This window comes from Citrobacter sp. Cpo142, assembly GCF_030332425.1.
In the GTDB taxonomy this organism is placed as follows: domain Bacteria; phylum Pseudomonadota; class Gammaproteobacteria; order Enterobacterales; family Enterobacteriaceae; genus Citrobacter; species Citrobacter portucalensis.
This window is the reverse complement of record NZ_JAOWHW010000145.1, coordinates 1-21210: the sequence shown is the minus strand read 5'-3', so window position 1 is coordinate 21210 and position 21210 is coordinate 1. Positions and strand designations below refer to the sequence as shown.

The window sequence follows — 21210 nt, the reverse complement described above, 5'->3', positions numbered from 1 at the left end:
TAAGATGGCTCACATCGAAAAACAAGCTGGCGAACTGCAGGAAAAGCTGATCGCGGTTAACCGCGTATCTAAAACCGTTAAAGGTGGTCGTATTTTCTCCTTCACAGCTCTGACTGTAGTTGGTGATGGTAACGGTCGCGTTGGTTTTGGTTACGGTAAAGCGCGTGAAGTTCCAGCAGCGATCCAGAAAGCGATGGAAAAAGCCCGTCGCAATATGATTAACGTCGCGCTGAACCACGGCACCCTGCAGCACCCGGTTAAGGGTACTCACACGGGTTCTCGTGTATTCATGCAGCCGGCTTCCGAAGGTACCGGTATCATCGCCGGTGGTGCAATGCGCGCCGTTCTGGAAGTCGCTGGAGTTCGTAACGTTCTGGCTAAAGCGTATGGTTCCACTAACCCGATTAACGTGGTTCGTGCAACTATCGATGGCCTGGAAAATATGAAATCTCCGGAAATGGTCGCTGCCAAGCGTGGTAAATCCGTTGAAGAAATTCTGGGGAAATAAACCATGGCAAAGACTATTAAAATTACTCAAACCCGCAGTGCAATCGGTCGTCTGCCGAAACACAAGGCAACGCTGCTTGGCCTGGGTCTGCGTCGTATTGGTCACACCGTAGAGCGCGAGGATACTCCTGCTGTTCGTGGTATGGTCAACGCGGTTTCCTTCATGGTTAAAGTTGAGGAGTAAGAGATGCGTTTAAATACTCTGTCTCCGGCCGAAGGCTCTAAAAAAGCGGCTCGCCGCCTGGGTCGTGGTATCGGTTCTGGCCTCGGTAAAACCGGTGGTCGTGGTCACAAAGGTCAGAAGTCTCGTTCTGGCGGTGGCGTACGTCGCGGTTTCGAGGGTGGTCAGATGCCTCTGTACCGTCGTCTGCCGAAATTCGGCTTCACTTCACGTAAAGCAGCGATTACAGCCGAAGTTCGTCTGTCTGACCTGGCTAAAGTTGAAGGCGGTGTTGTAGACCTGAACACGCTGAAAGCAGCTAACATTATCGGTATCCAGATCGAGTTCGCGAAAGTGATCCTGGCTGGTGAAGTCACTACTCCGGTAACTGTTCGTGGCCTGCGTGTTACTAAAGGCGCTCGTGCTGCTATCGAAGCTGCTGGCGGTAAAATCGAGGAATAAGTAGCAGATGGCTAAACAACCGGGATTAGATTTTCAAAGTGCCAAAGGTGGCTTAGGCGAGCTGAAACGCAGACTGCTGTTTGTAATCGGCGCGCTGATTGTGTTCCGTATTGGCTCTTTCATTCCGATCCCTGGTATTGATGCCGCTGTACTTGCCAAACTGCTTGAGCAACAGCGAGGCACCATCATTGAAATGTTTAACATGTTCTCTGGTGGTGCTCTCAGCCGTGCTTCTATCTTTGCTCTGGGGATCATGCCGTATATTTCGGCGTCGATCATTATCCAGCTGCTGACGGTGGTTCATCCAACGCTGGCAGAAATTAAGAAAGAAGGGGAGTCTGGTCGTCGTAAGATCAGCCAGTACACCCGCTACGGTACTCTGGTGCTGGCAATATTCCAGTCGATCGGTATTGCTACCGGTCTGCCGAATATGCCTGGTATGCAGGGCCTGGTGATGAACCCAGGCTTTGCATTCTATTTCACCGCTGTTGTAAGTCTGGTTACAGGGACGATGTTCCTGATGTGGTTGGGCGAACAGATTACTGAACGTGGTATCGGCAACGGTATCTCAATCATTATCTTCGCCGGTATTGTCGCGGGACTCCCGCCAGCCATTGCCCATACTATCGAGCAAGCGCGTCAAGGCGACCTGCACTTCCTCGTGTTGCTGTTGGTTGCAGTATTAGTATTCGCAGTGACGTTCTTTGTTGTATTTGTTGAGCGTGGTCAACGCCGTATTGTGGTAAACTACGCGAAACGTCAGCAAGGTCGTCGTGTCTATGCTGCACAGAGCACACATTTACCGCTGAAAGTGAATATGGCGGGGGTAATCCCGGCAATCTTCGCTTCCAGTATTATTCTGTTCCCGGCGACCATCGCGTCATGGTTCGGGGGCGGGACTGGTTGGAACTGGCTGACAACAATTTCGCTGTATTTGCAGCCTGGGCAACCGCTTTATGTGTTACTCTATGCGTCTGCAATCATATTCTTCTGTTTCTTCTACACGGCGTTGGTTTTCAACCCGCGTGAAACAGCAGATAACCTGAAGAAGTCCGGTGCATTTGTACCAGGAATTCGTCCGGGAGAGCAAACGGCGAAGTATATCGATAAAGTAATGACCCGCCTGACTTTGGTTGGTGCGCTCTACATTACCTTTATCTGCCTGATCCCGGAGTTCATGCGTGATGCAATGAAAGTACCGTTCTACTTCGGTGGGACCTCACTGCTTATCGTTGTTGTCGTGATTATGGACTTTATGGCTCAAGTGCAAACTCTGATGATGTCAAGTCAGTACGAGTCTGCATTGAAGAAGGCGAATCTGAAAGGCTACGGCCGTTAACAGTCGCCCGAGAAGTTACGGAGAGTAAAAATGAAAGTTCGTGCTTCCGTCAAGAAATTATGCCGTAACTGCAAAATCGTTAAGCGTGATGGTGTCATCCGTGTGATTTGCAGTGCCGAGCCGAAGCATAAACAGCGCCAAGGCTGATTTATTCGCATATTTTTCTTGCAAAGTTGGGTTGAGCTGGCTAGATTAGCCAGCCAATCTTTTGTATGTCTGTGCGTTTCCATTTGAGTATCCTGAAAACGGGCTTTTCAGCATGGTGCGTACATATTAAATAGTAGGAGTGCATAGTGGCCCGTATAGCAGGCATTAACATTCCTGATCAGAAACATGCTGTGATCGCATTAACTTCGATCTACGGCGTCGGCAAGACCCGTTCTAAAGCCATTCTGGCTGCCGCGGGTATCGCTGAAGATGTTAAGATCAGTGAGCTGTCTGAAGAACAAATCGACACGCTGCGTGACGAAGTTGCCAAATTTGTCGTTGAAGGTGATCTGCGCCGTGAAGTTAGCATGAGCATCAAGCGCCTTATGGATCTTGGTTGCTATCGCGGTTTGCGTCATCGTCGTGGTCTCCCGGTTCGCGGTCAGCGTACCAAGACCAACGCACGTACCCGTAAGGGTCCGCGCAAACCGATCAAGAAATAATCGGGGTGATTGAATAATGGCAAAGGCACCAATTCGTGCACGTAAACGTGTAAGAAAACAAGTCTCTGACGGCGTGGCTCATATCCATGCTTCTTTTAACAACACCATCGTTACCATTACTGATCGTCAGGGTAACGCACTGGGTTGGGCAACAGCCGGTGGTTCCGGTTTCCGTGGTTCTCGCAAATCCACTCCGTTTGCAGCTCAGGTTGCAGCAGAGCGTTGCGCTGAAGCCGTAAAAGAATACGGTATCAAGAATCTGGAAGTTATGGTCAAAGGACCGGGTCCAGGTCGCGAATCTACTGTTCGTGCTCTGAACGCCGCTGGTTTCCGCATCACTAATATTACTGATGTGACTCCGATCCCTCATAACGGTTGTCGTCCGCCGAAAAAACGTCGCGTATAACGCTGTCGTTTCTAGGATTGTTGGAGAAAGAAAATGGCAAGATATTTGGGTCCTAAGCTCAAGCTGAGCCGTCGTGAGGGCACTGACTTATTCCTTAAGTCTGGCGTTCGCGCGATCGATACCAAGTGTAAAATTGAACAAGCTCCTGGCCAGCACGGTGCGCGTAAACCGCGTCTGTCTGACTATGGTGTGCAGTTGCGTGAAAAGCAAAAAGTTCGCCGTATCTACGGTGTGCTGGAGCGTCAGTTCCGTAACTACTACAAAGAAGCAGCACGTCTGAAAGGCAACACCGGTGAAAACCTGTTGGGTCTGCTGGAAGGTCGTCTGGACAACGTTGTATACCGTATGGGCTTCGGTGCCACTCGTGCAGAAGCACGTCAGCTGGTCAGCCATAAAGCAATTATGGTAAACGGTCGTGTTGTTAACATCGCTTCTTATCAGGTTAGTCCGAATGACGTTGTTAGCATTCGTGAGAAAGCGAAGAAGCAGTCTCGCGTGAAAGCCGCTCTGGAGCTGGCTGAGCAGCGTGAAAAGCCAACCTGGCTGGAAGTTGATGCTGGCAAGATGGAAGGTACGTTCAAGCGTAAGCCGGAGCGTTCTGATCTGTCTGCGGACATTAACGAACACCTGATCGTCGAGCTTTACTCCAAGTAAAGCTTAGTACCAAAGAGAGGACACAATGCAGGGTTCTGTGACAGAGTTTCTAAAACCGCGCCTGGTAGATATCGAGCAAGTGAGTTCGACGCACGCCAAGGTGACCCTTGAGCCTTTAGAGCGTGGCTTTGGCCATACTTTGGGTAACGCACTGCGCCGTATTCTGCTCTCATCGATGCCGGGTTGCGCGGTGACCGAGGTTGAGATTGATGGTGTACTACATGAGTACAGCACCAAAGAAGGCGTTCAGGAAGATATCCTGGAAATCCTGCTCAACCTGAAAGGGCTGGCGGTGAGAGTTCAGGGTAAAGATGACGTTATTCTTACCTTGAATAAATCTGGCATTGGCCCTGTGACTGCAGCCGACATTACCCATGATGGTGATGTCGAAATCGTCAAGCCACAGCACGTGATCTGCCACCTGACCGATGAGAATGCATCTATTAGCATGCGTATCAAAGTTCAGCGCGGTCGTGGTTATGTGCCGGCTTCTACCCGAATTCATTCGGAAGAAGATGAGCGCCCAATCGGCCGTCTGCTGGTCGACGCATGCTACAGCCCTGTAGAGCGTATTGCCTACAATGTTGAAGCAGCGCGTGTAGAACAGCGTACCGACCTGGACAAGCTGGTCATCGAAATGGAAACCAACGGCACAATCGATCCTGAAGAGGCGATTCGTCGTGCGGCAACCATTCTGGCTGAACAACTGGAAGCTTTCGTTGATTTACGTGATGTACGTCAGCCGGAAGTTAAAGAAGAGAAACCAGAATTCGATCCGATCCTGCTGCGCCCTGTTGACGATCTGGAATTGACTGTCCGCTCTGCTAACTGCCTCAAAGCAGAAGCTATCCACTATATCGGTGATCTGGTACAGCGTACTGAGGTTGAGCTTCTTAAGACGCCTAACCTTGGTAAAAAATCTCTTACCGAGATTAAAGACGTGCTGGCTTCCCGTGGACTGTCTCTGGGCATGCGCCTGGAAAACTGGCCACCGGCAAGCATCGCTGACGAGTAACCGGATCACAGGTTAAGGTTTTACTGAGAAGGATAAGGTCATGCGCCATCGTAAGAGTGGTCGTCAACTGAACCGCAACAGCAGCCATCGCCAGGCTATGTTCCGCAATATGGCAGGTTCACTGGTTCGTCATGAAATCATCAAGACGACTCTGCCGAAAGCGAAAGAGCTGCGTCGCGTAGTTGAGCCGCTGATTACTCTTGCCAAGACTGATAGCGTAGCTAATCGTCGTCTGGCATTCGCCCGTACTCGTGATAACGAGATCGTGGCAAAACTGTTTAACGAACTGGGCCCGCGTTTTGCGAGCCGCGCCGGTGGTTACACTCGCATTCTGAAGTGTGGTTTCCGTGCAGGCGACAACGCGCCGATGGCATACATCGAGCTGGTTGATCGTTCAGAGAAAACAGAAGCTGCTGCAGAGTAATCTGTAGTAACGTAAAAAAACCCGCCTCGGCGGGTTTTTTTATATCCGTCATATCCCCACTTATCTACAATATCTGTACTATTTTTGTTCATCCCCTGGAGTGTTGTATGTGGTTACTTGACCAGTGGGCAGAGCGCCATATTATTGATGCACAGTCTAAAGGCGAGTTTGATGATTTACCGGGAATTGGTGAACCGCTGACTCTTGACGATGACTCCCATGTCCCGCCTGAACTCCGAGCCGGATACCGTTTATTAAAAAATGCAGGTTGCCTTCCTCCTGAGCTCGAGCAACGCAGAGAGGCAATACAGCTGCTTGAAATACTCGCGGGGATCCGCAAAGATGATCCCAGTTATCCGGAGGTGAGCCGAAGACTGTCGCTACTGGAACTTAAACTTCGGCAGGCTGGACTCAGCACCGAGTTTTTGCGCGGTGACTACGCAGATAAGTTGCTAAAAAAGATCAACGACGAATAGCGGAGAGAGCATGTACCGAATTGGTGAAATAGCGAAACTGGCTGACGTGACGCCGGATACTATCCGCTACTATGAAAAGCAGCAGATGATGGAGCATGAAGTGCGTACTGAAGGCGGATTTCGCCTCTATACAGAAAGCGATCTTCAGCGCTTGAAGTTTATTCGTTATGCCCGGCAGCTTGGTTTCACTCTGGAGTCGATCCGCGAATTGCTTTCGATCCGTGTTGATCCCGAACACCATACCTGTCAGGAATCAAAAGGGATCGTCCAGGAAAGACTGCAAGAAGTCGAAGCCCGTATTGCTGAACTTCAGACGATGCAGCGGTCTCTGCAGCGATTGAATGATGCATGCTGCGGCAAGGCACACAGCAGCGTGTACTGCTCTATTCTTGAAGCTCTTGAGCAAGGCGCCAGTGGAACAACATCAGGCTGTTGATTTCTTGAACTGCCAGGTCTACACTCGCGGCGTAAATTCCTACAAACTGGAGATATTATGAGTCGTTATCAGCACACCAAAGGGCAGATAAAGGACAACGCCATTGAGGCGCTTCTGCATGACCCACTGTTCAGACAGCGCGTTGAGAAAAATAAGAAAGGGAAAGGAAGTTATCTACGTAAAGGAAAACATGGCAATCGGGGTAACTGGGAGGCCAGTGGCAAGAAAGTAATTAACTTTTTTACCACTGGCCTTCTTGTTTCAGTGAGTGCTTAAGAGCGATTATTCTGTTCTTTCAGCAGGTCACGAATTTCACTTAGCAATACTTCTTCTTTCGATGGAGCTGGCGGTGCTGCCGGCTCTTCCGCTTTTTTACGGTTCAGTTTGTTGATCAGTTTGATTGCCATAAAGATAGCAAACGCAACAATAATGAAATCGAATACATTTTGAATAAATACACCGTAATGCATGACCACGGCAGGGATGTCTCCCTGTGCATCACGTAGCGTTAAAGCAAACTGTTTAAAATCAATTCCACCAATTAACAGCCCCAGCGGCGGCATAATGATATCGGCAACCAGTGATGAAACAATCTTACCGAATGCCGCGCCAATAATGACACCCACTGCCAAATCGACAACATTCCCGCGCATCGCGAATTCGCGAAACTCTTTAATAATGCTCATTTTATTCTCCCTATGCAGCTGACGTTTATAAGTTTAACAAATGTTTAGGCAATTTCCATTTATGTATTGCCGAAAGGAAAATTTATTAGACCATGAAAAATAAAGGGAAATAAAAAGGGCGCTGTATTAGCGCCCAAATTATTACAGGAAAAAAGGACTTGGCTGGAATAGTCGCTCAACGTCGGTAATAAACTTTTTATCTGTCAGGAACATAATTACGTGATCGCCCTGCTCAATGCGCAGGTTATCGTTGGCAATCATGACATCGTTACCACGTACAACGGCGCCAATAATGGTTCCGGGCGGAAGTTTAATTTCATCAATTGAACGCCCTACAACTCTCGACGTCGTTTCATCCCCGTGTGCGACGGCTTCAATGGCTTCCGCGACGCCACGGCGAAGTGAAGAAACGCCAACAATATCAGCTTTACGCACGTGGCTCAGCAGCGCGGAGATGGTCGCCTGCTGCGGTGAAATCGCAATATCGATCACGCTGCCTTGCACCAGATCGACGTATGCTCTGCGCTGGATTAACACCATCACTTTCTTGGCGCCCATCCGTTTGGCAAGCATCGCCGACATGATATTTGCTTCGTCATCATTGGTCACTGCGATGAACAGATCGACCTGATCGATATGTTCTTCGGCCAGTAACTCTTGATCCGAAGCATCACCAAAAAAGACGATTGTATTTTGTAGTTTCTCTGCAAGTTCGGATGCGCGTTGTTGATTACGTTCGATCAGTTTGACGCTGTAATCTTTTTCCAGACGACGTGCCAGACCCGCACCGATATTACCGCCACCCACTAACATAATGCGTTTGTACGGCTTTTCCAGACGCTGCAGTTCACTCATTACGGCGCGTATATGCTGTGATGCCGCAATAAAGAAGACTTCATCACCCGCTTCAACGATCGTAGAACCTTGCGGACGGATCGGTCGGTCATGACGGAAAATCGCCGCAACGCGGGTATCGATGTGCGGCATATGCTCACGCATTGTTGACAGCGCATTACCGATAAGCGGCCCGCCGTAATAGGCTTTTACTACTGCCAGACTGACTTTACCTTCGGCAAAATTCACCACCTGCAATGCGCCCGGATATTCAATCAGGCGATAAATACTATCAATAACCAGTTGCTCAGGCGCAATCAGGTGATCGATTGGCACCGCATCGGATTGGAACAGCTTGTCGGCATCGCGAACGTAATCTGGTGAACGAATACGGGCGATGCGATTAGGCGTATTAAACAGTGAATAAGCTACCTGGCAGGCAACCATATTTGTTTCATCTGAGCTGGTTACGGCAACCAGCATATCGGCATCGTCGGCACCGGCTTCACGCAATACGCGGGGATGCGAACCATGCCCTTGCACGACACGGAGATCAAACTTGTCCTGCAGGCTGCGCAGGCGTTCACCATTGGTATCGACTACCGTGATATCGTTGTTCTCTCCGACCAGGTTTTCAGCCAGCGTACCGCCAACTTGCCCTGCGCCCAGAATGATAATTTTCATCAGTCGCGACCCGTTATCTCATCACTTTTTGATTAGCTTAGCGTAAAAGAAGCCATCGCCATCTTCCGCACCCGGTAAATTCTGACGTCCGGGTTTTTCCGGCGTACCGGTTTCGCTTAATACCGCATCCGGTGTGCGTGCCAGGAAGGCGGCAATCTGCTGCTGGTTCTCTTCTGGCAGGATAGAACACGTTGCATACACCAGCGTGCCGCCAGATTTAAGATGTGACCAGGTAGCATTCAGGATCTCAGCCTGTAATTGGGCAAGTTCGGCAATATCCCGGTCGCGGCGCAGCCATTTGATATCCGGATGGCGACGGATCACCCCGGTTGCAGAACATGGGGCGTCCAGCAAAATACGGTCAAACTGTTGTTCACCGCACCACTGCTTTGGATAGCGTCCATCCCCCTGTTTTACGGTTGCCTTCATGCCCAGACGTTTCAGATTGTCGTAAACGCGCGATAAGCGTTTTTCATCCACATCGACGGCCATGACGTTAGCTTGCGGAGCAACTTCCAGAATGTGAGTGGTTTTACCGCCCGGCGCACAGCACAGGTCGAGGATCTGCTCACCGTCCTCCGGCAACAGATAATTTACGCATCCTTGAGCGGAAGCATCCTGAACGGTGACCCAACCTTCGTTAAAACCAGGGAGGGCGTGAACTGGAGCCGGTGTTTCCAGACGCACTGCATCCGGGTAGTCTGGATGCGGAAAACCTGTTAATCCCGCTTCGGTAAGCAGGTCTAGCCAGGCGTCGCGAGTATGGTGATTACGATTGACTCGTAGCCACATCGGCGGTCGCTGGTTATTGGCTTCAAGAATGGCTTTCCATTTCTGCGGATACGCACTCTTAATACGTTTCACCAGCCAGGAGGGGTGTAAGAAGCGCAAATCGCTTTGCGCAAACTCGGCCAGCAGTTCATCCTGACGGCGTTGAAACTGGCGCAGTACGCCGTTGATCAGCCCTTTCAGCTGTGGACGCTTAATAACGACCGCGCCTTCTACGGTCTCAGCTAACGCAGCGTGTGCTGGAATACGAGTATGCAACAGTTGGTAGAAGCCCACCATGATCAGGTAGTGAACGGTGCGCTGTTTGCCCGTCATTGGACGTTCCATCAGTTGCTGGATCATCCACTCCAGTTGAGAGAGTGTACGTAATACGCCGAAGCAAAGTTCCTGTAACAGCGCTTTGTCTTTATCGGCAACTTTTTGCTGCATGGCGGGCAGCACGTTACTTAGTGATTGTCCTTTCTCGACAACCTGTTCGACGGCCTGGGCCGCCATACTGCGTAAATTAAGATGTTTTTTCATAAGCGCAAAAATAAAAATGCCCGGAGACACCGGGCTTAAAGAGATGAACCGTCAGGCCAGACGGTTTCCGGGCACGAACCACTCCCGGCGTGAATTAAGCAGATCCTGCGCGCTCATGGCTTTTTTACCGGCAGGCTGCAAAGAGATAAGATTCAGAATGCCGTCACCTGTTGCGACCTGGATACCCTGCTTTGTCGCCTCTAGAATGGTGCCTGGCTCGGCCTGGGTGTTTACAGCAATAACCGAAGCTTGCCAGACTTTCACTGGCTGACCATCGATTTCAAGCCAGCTCATTGGCCACGGGTTAAAGGCGCGGATGCAGCGTTCCAATTGAACAGCCGAAAGCGACCAGTCGATACGGGCCTCTTCTTTGCTGAGTTTTTCTGCATGCGTAACCAGTGATTCGTCTTGTACCACCGGTTTTATTGTACCGGCAGCCAGCTGTTTTAGCGTTTCAATCAGCCCCTGAGGCCCCAGGTCTGCCAGCTTGTCATATAACGAACCGCTGGTATCTTCTGCCGTAATTGGGCAGGACAGCTTCAGCAGCATATCACCGGTGTCGAGGCCAACATCCATCTGCATGATGGTAACACCGGTTTCGGCGTCGCCTGCCCACAGTGAGCGCTGGATCGGTGCTGCACCCCGCCAACGCGGAAGCAGGGAACCGTGAACGTTGATACAACCCAGGCGCGGCATTTCCAGTACTGCTTTTGGCAGGATCAGGCCATATGCCACCACCACCATCACGTCTGCGTGTAAATCAGCAACCAGTAGTTGGTTTTCCTGAGGGCGAAGAGAGACGGGTTGAAAGACCGGTATCCCTTTTTCTTCTGCCAGCACTTTTACCGGGCTGGGCATCAGCTTTTTACCGCGTCCCGCCGGGCGGTCCGGTTGGGTAAACACGCCAACGACGTTATGTCCAGAAGACAGCAGCGCGTCGAGATGACGCGCTGCAAAGTCAGGTGTACCCGCAAAAATAATACGTAGTGAGTCTGACACGTTGATCCTTGTCCTTAAGCTCGGGCGTTCAGGCGGTCGAGTTTTTCAACTTTCTGACGAATGCGTTGTTGCTTCAACGGAGACAGATAATCGATAAATAGTTTACCGACCAGGTGATCCATTTCATGTTGAATGCAGATAGCGAGCAGGCCATCGGCTTCCAGCTCAAAAGATTTGCCGTCGCGATCAAGCGCACGAATTTTTACTTTCTCTGCACGCGGTACTAACGCACGCTGTTCAGGAATAGACAGACAGCCTTCTTCAATGCCGGTTTCGCCGTCTTTTTCCAGCAGTTCTGGGTTAATGAGTACCAACTGCTCATCGCGATTTTCAGAGACATCAATAACAATGATGCGCTGATGAATATCGACCTGTGTTGCTGCCAGACCGATACCTTCTTCGGCGTACATCGTTTCGAACATATCATCAACGATACGCTGAATTTCTGCATTCACTTCTTCAACCGGTTTTGCGACTTTGCGAAGGCGCTCGTCCGGAATATGTAACACTTGCAAAACTGACATAGTTATCCAGAGTTGTGTTCAGGAGTTGAAAAGATAATTACCTCTATTCTAGACAAAACCCCCTCTGATTGACAGCATCAGTGACCAATCGCAAAGATTGCCAGGACTGCTTGTGGCAGGGGAACAGGGATGACCCAAATCGAAATTTGGCTACGTTTAGCGCAAGTGAATGAACTGTATGGTGATGAGATAGTGCGCGTTGCTCACTGGCTCAATACTCAACCGTGTATTAACAACGCGGTACTCTTGCAGGCTGGATTCTCTCCACGCCAGGCAAGACGCTTTTTAACCTTTTCAGATCTGACGCTGGAAAAAACGCTGCGCTGGCTTGAACAGCCTAACCACCATTTTGTGGTTGCCGACAGCGAGCATTATCCGCCACAGCTCCGTGCGATTGAGGATTATCCTGGGGTGCTTTTTGTTGCAGGAGCTCCCGCATGCCTCCACTCATTTCAAGTTGCCGTTGTCGGTAGTCGACAACACTCATGGTATGGCGAACGCTGGGGACGGTTGTTTTGCGAAAATCTTGCTGCATGTGGGGTGACGATCACCAGCGGTCTGGCCCGGGGGATTGATGGCGTGGCGCACAATGCTGCGATAAACCGACAAGGCACAAGTATTGCGGTGCTGGGAAATGGACTTGAGACCATTCACCCACGACAGCATATCCGTCTTGCGGAGCGACTTATTGAGGCTGGGGGCGCACTGGTGTCTGAGTTCCCATTAAATATGCTCCCTTTGTCGCGCAATTTTCCCCGACGAAATCGCATTATTAGTGGGCTAAGTAAAGGTGTACTGGTCGTTGAAGCTGCACAGCGTAGTGGTTCACTGGTTACTGCTCGCTGTGCACTGGAACAAGGGCGGGAGGTGTTTGCTTTACCAGGGCCGATTGGGAGCCCGGGAAGTGAAGGCCCGCATTGGCTTATTCAGCAGGGAGCCATGCTTGTGACGACACCAGAGGAAATTCTTGAAAATTTGCAATATGGGCTGCAATGGTTGCCAGATGAACCTGAAAAATCAATTTATTCGCCAGATCACGGAGAGGTGGCATTGCCATTTCCGGAGCTCCTGGCTAACGTAGGAGATGAGGTAACACCTGTTGACGTCGTCGCTGAACGTGCCGGCCAACCTGTGCCAGAGGTAGTGGCTCAACTGCTCGAACTGGAGTTAGCAGGGTGGATCGCAGCTGTACCCGGCGGCTATGTCCGATTGAGGAGGGCATGCCATGTTCGACGTACTAATGTATTTGTTTGAGACATATATCCATAACGAAGCTGAGCTGCGTGTGGATCAGGACAAACTGGAACGGGATCTTACCGACGCTGGTTTTGATCGTGAAGACATTTACAACGCGTTACTTTGGCTGGAGAAGCTTGCTGACTATCAGGATGGCCTTGCTGAACCTATGCAGCTGGCATCGGACCCTCTTTCTATACGTATTTATACTGCGGAAGAGTGCGATCGACTGGATGCAAGCTGTAGAGGATTCCTGCTATTCCTGGAGCAGATTCAGGTGCTAAACCTCGAAACGCGAGAAATGGTTATTGAGCGCGTACTCGCGCTGGATACGGCAGAGTTCGATCTGGAAGACCTGAAGTGGGTGATTCTGATGGTGCTATTCAACATTCCAGGTTGTGAAAATGCCTATCAGCAAATGGAAGAATTACTCTTTGAAGTGAATGAAGGTATGCTGCATTAATCAATCTTCATTCAGTATGAGTTGTTATGGCTAAATCAGCACTGTTCACGGTGCGTAAAAACGAGCCCTGCCCACAATGCGGGGCTGAACTGGTTATTCGTTCCGGGAAACACGGTCCATTTCTCGGTTGTTCACACTATCCAGAATGCGATTACATCCGTCCGCTGAAATCTTCCGCGGACGGACATATTGTCAAAGTTCTGGAGGGTAAGCTTTGTCCTGCATGTGGCGCTGAGCTGGTGCTGAGACAGGGACGATTCGGTATGTTTATTGGATGCAGTGACTATCCTGCGTGCGATCACACCGAGCTCATCGACAAGCCTGATGAAACAGCAATAGTCTGTCCTCAATGCCAGACTGGTCATCTTGTCCAGCGGCGTTCCCGTTATGGCAAAACCTTTTACTCCTGCGATCGCTATCCGGAGTGCCAGTTTGTCATTAACTTCAAACCGTTAGCCGGAGAATGTCCTGAGTGTCATTATCCGCTTCTCATCGAAAAGAAAACCGCGCAGGGTGTGAAGCATTTCTGTGCCAGTAAACAATGTGGAAAGCCGATTTCGGCGGAATAAAAAAGTGAATAATAACCTGCCCACAGATCCTATCGTTGCTGCGATAGCGGTTCTGAAACAAGAAAAAGTCATCGCCTATCCAACTGAAGCTGTATTTGGTGTCGGCTGCGACCCCGATAGCGAAACGGCGGTGAGCCGTTTGTTGGCTCTAAAACAACGTCCGGTCGATAAAGGGTTAATTTTAATCGCGTCAAACTTTGAACAACTTAAACCGTATATCGACGATAGCATGCTCACCGATGCTCAACGTGACGCTGTTTTCGCCCGTTGGCCTGGTCCTGTTACCTTCGTTTTCCCAGCGCTTGCGACAACGCCACGCTGGTTGACCGGGCGCTTTGATTCTCTGGCTGTTCGCGTCACCGATCACCCGCTGGTGGTTGCGTTGTGCCAGGCTTATGGCAAACCGTTAGTTTCTACCAGTGCTAATTTGAGTGGCTTACCGCCTTGCAGAACGGTAGAGGAAGTTCGCGCACAGTTCGGTACAGACTTTCCTGTGGTTGAAGGGGAGACCGGGGGGCGTTTGAATCCTTCGGAGATCCGTGATGCTCTGACAGGTGAACAGTTTCGACAGGGGTAATATGAAAGAAGCCTATGCTGTTTTTGGTAATCCGATAGCGCACAGTAAATCGCCCTTTATTCATCAGCAATTTGCAGAGCAGCTGAAGATTGATCACTCCTACGGGCGTGTATTGGCACCCATCAATGATTTTGTGAATACCCTGAACGCTTTTTTTGCTGAGGGCGGGAAGGGGGCAAATGTCACCGTGCCTTTTAAAGAAGAGGCGTTTGCACGTGCCGATGAACTAACGGAGCGGGCATCGCTTGCTGGAGCGGTCAACACCCTTAAACGGCTGGAGGATGGGCGTTTGCTGGGAGACAACACGGATGGTATCGGCTTGTTGAGCGATCTTGAGCGTTTATCTTTCATTCGTCCCGGATCGCGAGTTCTGCTGATTGGTGCGGGTGGTGCATCCCGTGGAGTTTTATTACCTCTTCTTTCTATGGATTGCGCGGTGACTATTGTTAACCGTACCGCTTCGCGCGCTGAAGAACTGGCACTAATCTTCTCCCATACCGGCAGCGTACAGGCGGTAGGAATGGATGAGCTTGATAATTACAGTTTTGATTTGATTATTAACGCGACATCCAGCGGAATTAGCGGTGAGATACCGGCTATTCCGACATCTCTTATTCACTCATCTGTCTATTGTTATGACATGTTTTATCAGAAAGGAGATACACCGTTCCTCTCCTGGTGTGCCGAACATGGGGCGAAACAATATGCTGATGGCCTGGGTATGCTGGTGGGGCAAGCAGCGCACGCCGTTTTACTCTGGCATGGGGTTTTGCCGCAGATTGAACCCGTCATTAAAAGCATGCAGCAGGAATTGTCGGCATGAATCAGGCGATCCAGTTTCCCGATCGAGAAGAATGGCGCACGGATGTCAGCGCCGTTGTGTTTCCGGCGATGGTTCATGGTATGCAGTTAACATGTGCCATATCTGGAGAGATGCTGGCGTCCCGCTTTGGCGGCGACACGCCTGAACAGTGGTTGGAAATCTTTCAACAGCATCGCTGGGATCTGGAAGAAGAAGCTGAAGGATTGATCCAGGACCAGCAGGAAGATGCTCAAGGTTGGGTGTGGTTACTCTGACTTAAATATTCATCTTTCCACTTAACATAGTTGTTAGCTGAATATTGTAAGCCTGCTTTCTCTTCATCGCTTAATGGACGGATTTGTTTAACCGGGCTTCCCAGGTACAGATACCCGCTTTCCAGGCGTTTGTTTTGGGGAACCAGGCTCCCAGCCCCAATCATAACGTCGTCTTCTACTACCACGCCATCCAGCAGAATCGAACCCATGCCGACTAATACGCGGTTGCCAATGATACAGCCGTGTAGCATGACTTTATGACCGACTGTTACATCCTCACCCACGATCAATGGATTACCCTGCGGATTAGACGTGGATTTATGTGTGACATGGAGAACGCTGCCGTCCTGAATGTTTGTACGGGCACCAATTTGTACATAGTTAACGTCGCCACGAATGGCAACCAGTGGCCAAATTCCGACATCATCAGCCAAACGAGCATCACCAATGACGACACTGCTGGTGTCGATCATCACGCGATTTCCGATCTGTGGGAAAAGATCCTTATAAGGACGCAGTACATCAGACATGTTTACCTCAACGAAAATAGAGCAGTAATGAAGACTTTGGTTGGATTATTGAGACTGTGCAAGTGGTTTAGCTATCAAAAATCAGCCAAATTGCGCAGGAATGTAGCGAAAGGAGTGAAAAACAAGCATTCAGAAAAAAAGATCCAAAAAATACTTGTGCTAAAAAATGGGATCCCTATAATGCGCCTCCATCGACACGGCGGATGTGAATCACTTCACGCAAACAGCCGGTTCGGTTGAAGAGAAAAACCTGAAAATGAGGGTTGACTCTGAAAGAGGAAAGCGTAATATACGCCACCTCGCGACAGAGCGCTAAAGCGCGTCGCAACTGCTCTTTAACAATTTATCAGACAATCTGTGTGGGCACTCGAAGATACGGATTCTTAACGTCGCAAGACGAAAAATGAATACCAAGTCTCAACGAGTGAACACGTAATTCATTACGAAGTTTAATTCATTGAGCATCAAACTTTTAAATTGAAGAGTTTGATCATGGCTCAGATTGAACGCTGGCGGCAGGCCTAACACATGCAAGTCGAACGGTAGCACAGAGGAGCTTGCTCCTTGGGTGACGAGTGGCGGACGGGTGAGTAATGTCTGGGAAACTGCCCGATGGAGGGGGATAACTACTGGAAACGGTAGCTAATACCGCATAACGTCGCAAGACCAAAGAGGGGGACCTTCGGGCCTCTTGCCATCGGATGTGCCCAGATGGGATTAGCTAGTAGGTGGGGTAACGGCTCACCTAGGCGACGATCCCTAGCTGGTCTGAGAGGATGACCAGCCACACTGGAACTGAGACACGGTCCAGACTCCTACGGGAGGCAGCAGTGGGGAATATTGCACAATGGGCGCAAGCCTGATGCAGCCATGCCGCGTGTATGAAGAAGGCCTTCGGGTTGTAAAGTACTTTCAGCGAGGAGGAAGGTGTTGTGGTTAATAACCGCAGCAATTGACGTTACTCGCAGAAGAAGCACCGGCTAACTCCGTGCCAGCAGCCGCGGTAATACGGAGGGTGCAAGCGTTAATCGGAATTACTGGGCGTAAAGCGCACGCAGGCGGTCTGTCAAGTCGGATGTGAAATCCCCGGGCTCAACCTGGGAACTGCATCCGAAACTGGCAGGCTAGAGTCTTGTAGAGGGGGGTAGAATTCCAGGTGTAGCGGTGAAATGCGTAGAGATCTGGAGGAATACCGGTGGCGAAGGCGGCCCCCTGGACAAAGACTGACGCTCAGGTGCGAAAGCGTGGGGAGCAAACAGGATTAGATACCCTGGTAGTCCACGCCGTAAACGATGTCGACTTGGAGGTTGTGCCCTTGAGGCGTGGCTTCCGGAGCTAACGCGTTAAGTCGACCGCCTGGGGAGTACGGCCGCAAGGTTAAAACTCAAATGAATTGACGGGGGCCCGCACAAGCGGTGGAGCATGTGGTTTAATTCGATGCAACGCGAAGAACCTTACCTACTCTTGACATCCAGAGAACTTAGCAGAGATGCTTTGGTGCCTTCGGGAACTCTGAGACAGGTGCTGCATGGCTGTCGTCAGCTCGTGTTGTGAAATGTTGGGTTAAGTCCCGCAACGAGCGCAACCCTTATCCTTTGTTGCCAGCGGTTCGGCCGGGAACTCAAAGGAGACTGCCAGTGATAAACTGGAGGAAGGTGGGGATGACGTCAAGTCATCATGGCCCTTACGAGTAGGGCTACACACGTGCTACAATGGCATATACAAAGAGAAGCGACCTCGCGAGAGCAAGCGGACCTCATAAAGTATGTCGTAGTCCGGATTGGAGTCTGCAACTCGACTCCATGAAGTCGGAATCGCTAGTAATCGTGGATCAGAATGCCACGGTGAATACGTTCCCGGGCCTTGTACACACCGCCCGTCACACCATGGGAGTGGGTTGCAAAAGAAGTAGGTAGCTTAACCTTCGGGAGGGCGCTTACCACTTTGTGATTCATGACTGGGGTGAAGTCGTAACAAGGTAACCGTAGGGGAACCTGCGGTTGGATCACCTCCTTACCTTAAAGAACCGACCTTTGTAGTGCTCACACAGATTGTCTGATGAATGATGAACTTCTGAATGTACTTTCGAGTGCATTAAGAAGTTTTGCTCTTTAAAAATCTGGATCAAGCTGAAAATTGAAACGACACACTGTTTCATTTCTCCGTAATAAGAAATGAAAAGCGGTGTGTTCGAGTCTCTCAAATTTTTGCAAACCGATGATGAATCGAAAGAAACATCTTCGGGTTGTGAGGTTAAGCGACTAAGCGTACACGGTGGATGCCCTGGCAGTCAGAGGCGATGAAGGACGTGCTAATCTGCGATAAGCGTCGGTAAGGTGATATGAACCGTTATAACCGGCGATTTCCGAATGGGGAAACCCAGTGTGATTCGTCACACTATCATTACGTGAATACATAGCGTAATGAAGCGAACCGGGGGAACTGAAACATCTAAGTACCCCGAGGAAAAGAAATCAACCGAGATTCCCCCAGTAGCGGCGAGCGAACGGGGAGCAGCCCAGAGTCTGAATCAGCATGTGTGTTAGTGGAAGCGTCTGGAAAGTCGCACGATACAGGGTGAAAGTCCCGTACACAAAAGTGCATGTGTTGTGAACTCGAAGAGTAGGGCGGGACACGTGGTATCCTGTCTGAATATGGGGGGACCATCCTCCAAGGCTAAATACTCCTGACTGACCGATAGTGAACCAGTACCGTGAGGGAAAGGCGAAAAGAACCCCGGCGAGGGGAGTGAAAAAGAACCTGAAACCGTGTACGTACAAGCAGTGGGAGCACCCTTTGGGGTGTGACTGCGTACCTTTTGTATAATGGGTCAGCGACTTATATTCTGTAGCAAGGTTAACCGAATAGGGGAGCCGAAGGGAAACCGAGTCTTAACTGGGCGTTAAGTTGCAGGGTATAGACCCGAAACCCGGTGATCTAGCCATGGGCAGGTTGAAGGTTGGGTAACACTAACTGGAGGACCGAACCGACTAATGTTGAAAAATTAGCGGATGACTTGTGGCTGGGGGTGAAAGGCCAATCAAACCGGGAGATAGCTGGTTCTCCCCGAAAGCTATTTAGGTAGCGCCTCGTGAACTCATCTTCGGGGGTAGAGCACTGTTTCGGCTAGGGGGTCATCCCGACTTACCAACCCGATGCAAACTGCGAATACCGAAGAATGTTATCACGGGAGACACACGGCGGGTGCTAACGTCCGTCGTGAAGAGGGAAACAACCCAGACCGCCAGCTAAGGTCCCAAAGTCATGGTTAAGTGGGAAACGATGTGGGAAGGCACAGACAGCCAGGATGTTGGCTTAGAAGCAGCCATCATTTAAAGAAAGCGTAATAGCTCACTGGTCGAGTCGGCCTGCGCGGAAGATGTAACGGGGCTAAACCATGCACCGAAGCTGCGGCAGCGACACTATGTGTTGTTGGGTAGGGGAGCGTTCTGTAAGCCGTTGAAGGTGTATCGTGAGGTATGCTGGAGGTATCAGAAGTGCGAATGCTGACATAAGTAACGATAATGCGGGTGAAAAACCCGCACGCCGGAAGACCAAGGGTTCCTGTCCAACGTTAATCGGGGCAGGGTGAGTCGACCCCTAAGGCGAGGCCGAAAGGCGTAGTCGATGGGAAACAGGTTAATATTCCTGTACTTGGTGTTACTGCGAAGGGGGGACGGAGAAGGCTATGTTAGCCGGGCGACGGTTGTCCCGGTTTAAGCATGTAGGCGGGAAGTTTAGGTAAATCCGGACTTCTTTTAACGCTGAGGTGTGATGACGAGGCACTACGGTGCTGAAGTAACAAATGCCCTGCTTCCAGGAAAAGCCTCTAAGCATCAGGTAACACGAAATCGTACCCCAAACCGACACAGGTGGTCAGGTAGAGAATACCAAGGCGCTTGAGAGAACTCGGGTGAAGGAACTAGGCAAAATGGTGCCGTAACTTCGGGAGAAGGCACGCTGATATGTAGGTGAAGTGATTTACTCATGGAGCTGAAATCAGTCGAAGATACCAGCTGGCTGCAACTGTTTATTAAAAACACAGCACTGTGCAAACACGAAAGTGGACGTATACGGTGTGACGCCTGCCCGGTGCCGGAAGGTTAATTGATGGGGTTATCCGTAAGGAGAAGCTCTTGATCGAAGCCCCGGTAAACGGCGGCCGTAACTATAACGGTCCTAAGGTAGCGAAATTCCTTGTCGGGTAAGTTCCGACCTGCACGAATGGCGTAATGATGGCCAGGCTGTCTCCACCCGAGACTCAGTGAAATTGAACTCGCTGTGAAGATGCAGTGTACCCGCGGCAAGACGGAAAGACCCCGTGAACCTTTACTATAGCTTGACACTGAACACTGGTCCTTGATGTGTAGGATAGGTGGGAGGCTTTGAAGTGTGGACGCCAGTCTGCATGGAGCCATCCTTGAAATACCACCCTTTAATGGCTGGTGTTCTAACGTAGACCCGTAATCCGGGTTGCGGACAGTGTCTGGTGGGTAGTTTGACTGGGGCGGTCTCCTCCTAAAGAGTAACGGAGGAGCACGAAGGTTAGCTAATCCTGGTCGGACATCAGGAGGTTAGTGCAAAGGCATAAGCTAGCTTGACTGCGAGAGTGACGGCTCGAGCAGGTGCGAAAGCAGGTCTTAGTGATCCGGTGGTTCTGAATGGAAGGGCCATCGCTCAACGGATAAAAGGTACTCCGGGGATAACAGGCTGATACCGCCCAAGAGTTCATATCGACGGCGGTGTTTGGCACCTCGATGTCGGCTCATCACATCCTGGGGCTGAAGTAGGTCCCAAGGGTATGGCTGTTCGCCATTTAAAGTGGTACGCGAGCTGGGTTTAGAACGTCGTGAGACAGTTCGGTCCCTATCTGCCGTGGGCGCTGGAGAATTGAGGGGGGCTGCTCCTAGTACGAGAGGACCGGAGTGGACGCATCACTGGTGTTCGGGTTGTCATGCCAATGGCATTGCCCGGTAGCTAAATGCGGAAGAGATAAGTGCTGAAAGCATCTAAGCACGAAACTTGCCCCGAGATGAGTTCTCCCTGACTCCTTGAGAGTCCTGAAGGAACGTTGAAGACGACGACGTTGATAGGTCGGGTGTGTAAGTGTAGCGATACATTGAGCTAACCGATACTAATGAACCGTGAGGCTTAACCTTACAACGCCGAAGATGTTTTGGCGAAAGACAGA

At 50.5% G+C, this 21210-nt stretch carries 25 protein-coding genes and 2 rRNA genes; 21 read left to right on the top strand and 6 right to left on the bottom strand.

Annotated features, from left to right (window positions below; all coding sequences use genetic code 11):
• Nucleotides 1-4: 4 nt before the first annotated feature.
• The 13 genes from rpsE to arfA all read left to right on the top strand — a co-directional run bounded on the left by rpsE (nucleotide 5) and on the right by arfA (nucleotide 6805).
• Nucleotides 5-508: a 30S ribosomal protein S5 gene (gene rpsE, locus OGY18_RS24295; protein ID WP_003031131.1), complete on the top strand. Its 504-nt coding sequence runs from the start codon at nucleotides 5-7 to the stop codon at nucleotides 506-508.
• 3 nt (nucleotides 509-511) lie between these two features.
• Entirely contained in the window at nucleotides 512-691 is a 180-nt protein-coding gene (gene rpmD / locus OGY18_RS24290; RefSeq protein WP_001140434.1) for a 50S ribosomal protein L30, read from the top strand.
• 3 nt (nucleotides 692-694) lie between these two features.
• Nucleotides 695-1129, top strand: coding sequence for a 50S ribosomal protein L15 (rplO, locus tag OGY18_RS24285; RefSeq protein WP_003031132.1), 435 nt, complete (start codon nucleotides 695-697; stop codon nucleotides 1127-1129).
• A gap of 7 nt (nucleotides 1130-1136) precedes the next feature.
• Nucleotides 1137-2468, top strand: a complete 1332-nt coding sequence (gene secY / locus OGY18_RS24280) for a preprotein translocase subunit SecY (RefSeq protein ID WP_001118864.1) — start codon at nucleotides 1137-1139, stop codon at nucleotides 2466-2468.
• 30 nt (nucleotides 2469-2498) lie between these two features.
• On the top strand, nucleotides 2499-2615 hold the full coding sequence (gene rpmJ, locus OGY18_RS24275) for a 50S ribosomal protein L36 (RefSeq protein WP_000868187.1): 117 nt from the start codon (nucleotides 2499-2501) through the stop codon (nucleotides 2613-2615).
• Nucleotides 2616-2761: 146 nt separating this feature from the next.
• On the top strand, nucleotides 2762-3118 hold the full coding sequence (gene rpsM, locus OGY18_RS24270; protein WP_003031135.1) for a 30S ribosomal protein S13: 357 nt from the start codon (nucleotides 2762-2764) through the stop codon (nucleotides 3116-3118).
• A gap of 16 nt (nucleotides 3119-3134) precedes the next feature.
• On the top strand, nucleotides 3135-3524 hold the full coding sequence (rpsK, locus tag OGY18_RS24265) for a 30S ribosomal protein S11 (protein WP_003031137.1): 390 nt from the start codon (nucleotides 3135-3137) through the stop codon (nucleotides 3522-3524).
• A 33-nt stretch (nucleotides 3525-3557) separates the two neighbouring features.
• The gene (gene rpsD / locus OGY18_RS24260) at nucleotides 3558-4178 is read left to right on the top strand and encodes a 30S ribosomal protein S4 (RefSeq protein WP_003031138.1); all 621 of its coding nucleotides are present in this window, start codon (nucleotides 3558-3560) and stop codon (nucleotides 4176-4178) included.
• Nucleotides 4179-4203: 25 nt separating this feature from the next.
• On the top strand, nucleotides 4204-5193 hold the full coding sequence (locus OGY18_RS24255) for a DNA-directed RNA polymerase subunit alpha (protein ID WP_003031139.1): 990 nt from the start codon (nucleotides 4204-4206) through the stop codon (nucleotides 5191-5193).
• Between the two features lie 40 nt (nucleotides 5194-5233).
• On the top strand, nucleotides 5234-5617 hold the full coding sequence (gene rplQ / locus OGY18_RS24250) for a 50S ribosomal protein L17 (RefSeq protein WP_001216370.1): 384 nt from the start codon (nucleotides 5234-5236) through the stop codon (nucleotides 5615-5617).
• A gap of 107 nt (nucleotides 5618-5724) precedes the next feature.
• The gene (locus OGY18_RS24245) at nucleotides 5725-6093 is read left to right on the top strand and encodes a DnaJ family domain-containing protein (protein ID WP_198579275.1); all 369 of its coding nucleotides are present in this window, start codon (nucleotides 5725-5727) and stop codon (nucleotides 6091-6093) included.
• Between the two features lie 10 nt (nucleotides 6094-6103).
• Nucleotides 6104-6529 (top strand): Zn(2+)-responsive transcriptional regulator, encoded by a 426-nt coding sequence (gene zntR, locus OGY18_RS24240; RefSeq protein ID WP_003031145.1) that lies wholly within the window; start codon nucleotides 6104-6106, stop codon nucleotides 6527-6529.
• A gap of 57 nt (nucleotides 6530-6586) precedes the next feature.
• The gene (gene arfA, locus OGY18_RS24235; protein WP_003828276.1) at nucleotides 6587-6805 is read left to right on the top strand and encodes an alternative ribosome-rescue factor ArfA; all 219 of its coding nucleotides are present in this window, start codon (nucleotides 6587-6589) and stop codon (nucleotides 6803-6805) included.
• Here the strand turns inward: arfA and mscL are convergent.
• From mscL to def, 5 genes are all read right to left on the bottom strand, one after another.
• Nucleotides 6802-7215, bottom strand: a complete 414-nt coding sequence (mscL, locus tag OGY18_RS24230; RefSeq protein WP_003031152.1) for a large-conductance mechanosensitive channel protein MscL — start codon at nucleotides 7213-7215, stop codon at nucleotides 6802-6804. The two genes, arfA and mscL, sit on opposite strands and share 4 nt — an antisense overlap.
• Before the next feature lie 141 nt (nucleotides 7216-7356).
• On the bottom strand, nucleotides 7357-8733 hold the full coding sequence (trkA, locus tag OGY18_RS24225) for a Trk system potassium transporter TrkA (RefSeq protein WP_003031153.1): 1377 nt from the start codon (nucleotides 8731-8733) through the stop codon (nucleotides 7357-7359).
• 21 nt (nucleotides 8734-8754) lie between these two features.
• Entirely contained in the window at nucleotides 8755-10044 is a 1290-nt protein-coding gene (gene rsmB / locus OGY18_RS24220) for a 16S rRNA (cytosine(967)-C(5))-methyltransferase RsmB (RefSeq protein ID WP_286554641.1), read from the bottom strand.
• Between the two features lie 51 nt (nucleotides 10045-10095).
• Entirely contained in the window at nucleotides 10096-11043 is a 948-nt protein-coding gene (gene fmt / locus OGY18_RS24215; RefSeq protein ID WP_003828282.1) for a methionyl-tRNA formyltransferase, read from the bottom strand.
• A gap of 14 nt (nucleotides 11044-11057) precedes the next feature.
• A complete protein-coding gene (def, locus tag OGY18_RS24210) occupies nucleotides 11058-11567 on the bottom strand; it encodes a peptide deformylase (RefSeq protein WP_003828283.1) in 510 nt (169 codons plus the stop codon).
• Nucleotides 11568-11696: 129 nt separating this feature from the next.
• Here def and dprA point away from each other — a divergent pair, with 129 nt between their 5' ends.
• The 6 genes from dprA to OGY18_RS24180 are packed head-to-tail and all read left to right on the top strand — an operon-like array spanning nucleotide 11697 to nucleotide 15489.
• Nucleotides 11697-12821: a DNA-protecting protein DprA gene (gene dprA, locus OGY18_RS24205; RefSeq protein ID WP_286554639.1), complete on the top strand. Its 1125-nt coding sequence runs from the start codon at nucleotides 11697-11699 to the stop codon at nucleotides 12819-12821.
• A complete protein-coding gene (gene smg / locus OGY18_RS24200) occupies nucleotides 12793-13266 on the top strand; it encodes a DUF494 family protein Smg (RefSeq protein ID WP_003031162.1) in 474 nt (157 codons plus the stop codon). Before dprA ends, smg begins: the two co-directional genes overlap by 29 nt.
• Before the next feature lie 26 nt (nucleotides 13267-13292).
• On the top strand, nucleotides 13293-13835 hold the full coding sequence (locus tag OGY18_RS24195; protein ID WP_003828287.1) for a DNA topoisomerase family protein: 543 nt from the start codon (nucleotides 13293-13295) through the stop codon (nucleotides 13833-13835).
• Between the two features lie 4 nt (nucleotides 13836-13839).
• Entirely contained in the window at nucleotides 13840-14412 is a 573-nt protein-coding gene (gene tsaC, locus OGY18_RS24190) for an L-threonylcarbamoyladenylate synthase type 1 TsaC (protein ID WP_003828289.1), read from the top strand.
• Nucleotide 14413: 1 nt separating this feature from the next.
• A complete protein-coding gene (gene aroE / locus OGY18_RS24185) occupies nucleotides 14414-15235 on the top strand; it encodes a shikimate dehydrogenase (protein ID WP_003828290.1) in 822 nt (273 codons plus the stop codon).
• Nucleotides 15232-15489 (top strand): DUF1488 family protein, encoded by a 258-nt coding sequence (locus OGY18_RS24180; RefSeq protein WP_148361411.1) that lies wholly within the window; start codon nucleotides 15232-15234, stop codon nucleotides 15487-15489. The genes aroE and OGY18_RS24180 overlap by 4 nt, the downstream gene beginning before the upstream one ends.
• Here the strand turns inward: OGY18_RS24180 and OGY18_RS24175 are convergent.
• Nucleotides 15465-16019, bottom strand: a complete 555-nt coding sequence (locus OGY18_RS24175) for a gamma carbonic anhydrase family protein (protein WP_003031171.1) — start codon at nucleotides 16017-16019, stop codon at nucleotides 15465-15467. The two genes, OGY18_RS24180 and OGY18_RS24175, sit on opposite strands and share 25 nt — an antisense overlap.
• Before the next feature lie 474 nt (nucleotides 16020-16493).
• On the opposite strand from OGY18_RS24175, the gene OGY18_RS24170 reads away from it, so the two are divergent.
• Nucleotides 16494-18035: ribosomal RNA gene (locus OGY18_RS24170) — 16S ribosomal RNA — on the top strand.
• A gap of 235 nt (nucleotides 18036-18270) precedes the next feature.
• Nucleotides 18271-21178: ribosomal RNA gene (locus OGY18_RS24165) — 23S ribosomal RNA — on the top strand.
• The 16S and 23S rRNA genes sit together here, the layout of an rRNA operon.
• Nucleotides 21179-21210: the final 32 nt, after the last annotated feature.

Coding starts and splice junctions, on each gene's coding strand:
- rpsE (WP_003031131.1), top strand. CDS start 5: ATGGCTCACATCGAAAAACAAGCTGGCGAACTGCAGGAAAAGCTGATC.
- rpmD (WP_001140434.1), top strand. CDS start 512: ATGGCAAAGACTATTAAAATTACTCAAACCCGCAGTGCAATCGGTCGT.
- rplO (WP_003031132.1), top strand. CDS start 695: ATGCGTTTAAATACTCTGTCTCCGGCCGAAGGCTCTAAAAAAGCGGCT.
- secY (WP_001118864.1), top strand. CDS start 1,137: ATGGCTAAACAACCGGGATTAGATTTTCAAAGTGCCAAAGGTGGCTTA.
- rpmJ (WP_000868187.1), top strand. CDS start 2,499: ATGAAAGTTCGTGCTTCCGTCAAGAAATTATGCCGTAACTGCAAAATC.
- rpsK (WP_003031137.1), top strand. CDS start 3,135: ATGGCAAAGGCACCAATTCGTGCACGTAAACGTGTAAGAAAACAAGTC.
- rpsD (WP_003031138.1), top strand. CDS start 3,558: ATGGCAAGATATTTGGGTCCTAAGCTCAAGCTGAGCCGTCGTGAGGGC.
- OGY18_RS24255 (WP_003031139.1), top strand. CDS start 4,204: ATGCAGGGTTCTGTGACAGAGTTTCTAAAACCGCGCCTGGTAGATATC.
- rplQ (WP_001216370.1), top strand. CDS start 5,234: ATGCGCCATCGTAAGAGTGGTCGTCAACTGAACCGCAACAGCAGCCAT.
- OGY18_RS24245 (WP_198579275.1), top strand. CDS start 5,725: ATGTGGTTACTTGACCAGTGGGCAGAGCGCCATATTATTGATGCACAG.
- zntR (WP_003031145.1), top strand. CDS start 6,104: ATGTACCGAATTGGTGAAATAGCGAAACTGGCTGACGTGACGCCGGAT.
- arfA (WP_003828276.1), top strand. CDS start 6,587: ATGAGTCGTTATCAGCACACCAAAGGGCAGATAAAGGACAACGCCATT.
- mscL (WP_003031152.1), bottom strand. CDS start 7,215: ATGAGCATTATTAAAGAGTTTCGCGAATTCGCGATGCGCGGGAATGTT.
- trkA (WP_003031153.1), bottom strand. CDS start 8,733: ATGAAAATTATCATTCTGGGCGCAGGGCAAGTTGGCGGTACGCTGGCT.
- rsmB (WP_286554641.1), bottom strand. CDS start 10,044: ATGAAAAAACATCTTAATTTACGCAGTATGGCGGCCCAGGCCGTCGAA.
- def (WP_003828283.1), bottom strand. CDS start 11,567: ATGTCAGTTTTGCAAGTGTTACATATTCCGGACGAGCGCCTTCGCAAA.
- dprA (WP_286554639.1), top strand. CDS start 11,697: ATGACCCAAATCGAAATTTGGCTACGTTTAGCGCAAGTGAATGAACTG.
- smg (WP_003031162.1), top strand. CDS start 12,793: ATGTTCGACGTACTAATGTATTTGTTTGAGACATATATCCATAACGAA.
- OGY18_RS24195 (WP_003828287.1), top strand. CDS start 13,293: ATGGCTAAATCAGCACTGTTCACGGTGCGTAAAAACGAGCCCTGCCCA.
- aroE (WP_003828290.1), top strand. CDS start 14,414: ATGAAAGAAGCCTATGCTGTTTTTGGTAATCCGATAGCGCACAGTAAA.
- OGY18_RS24180 (WP_148361411.1), top strand. CDS start 15,232: ATGAATCAGGCGATCCAGTTTCCCGATCGAGAAGAATGGCGCACGGAT.
- OGY18_RS24175 (WP_003031171.1), bottom strand. CDS start 16,019: ATGTCTGATGTACTGCGTCCTTATAAGGATCTTTTCCCACAGATCGGA.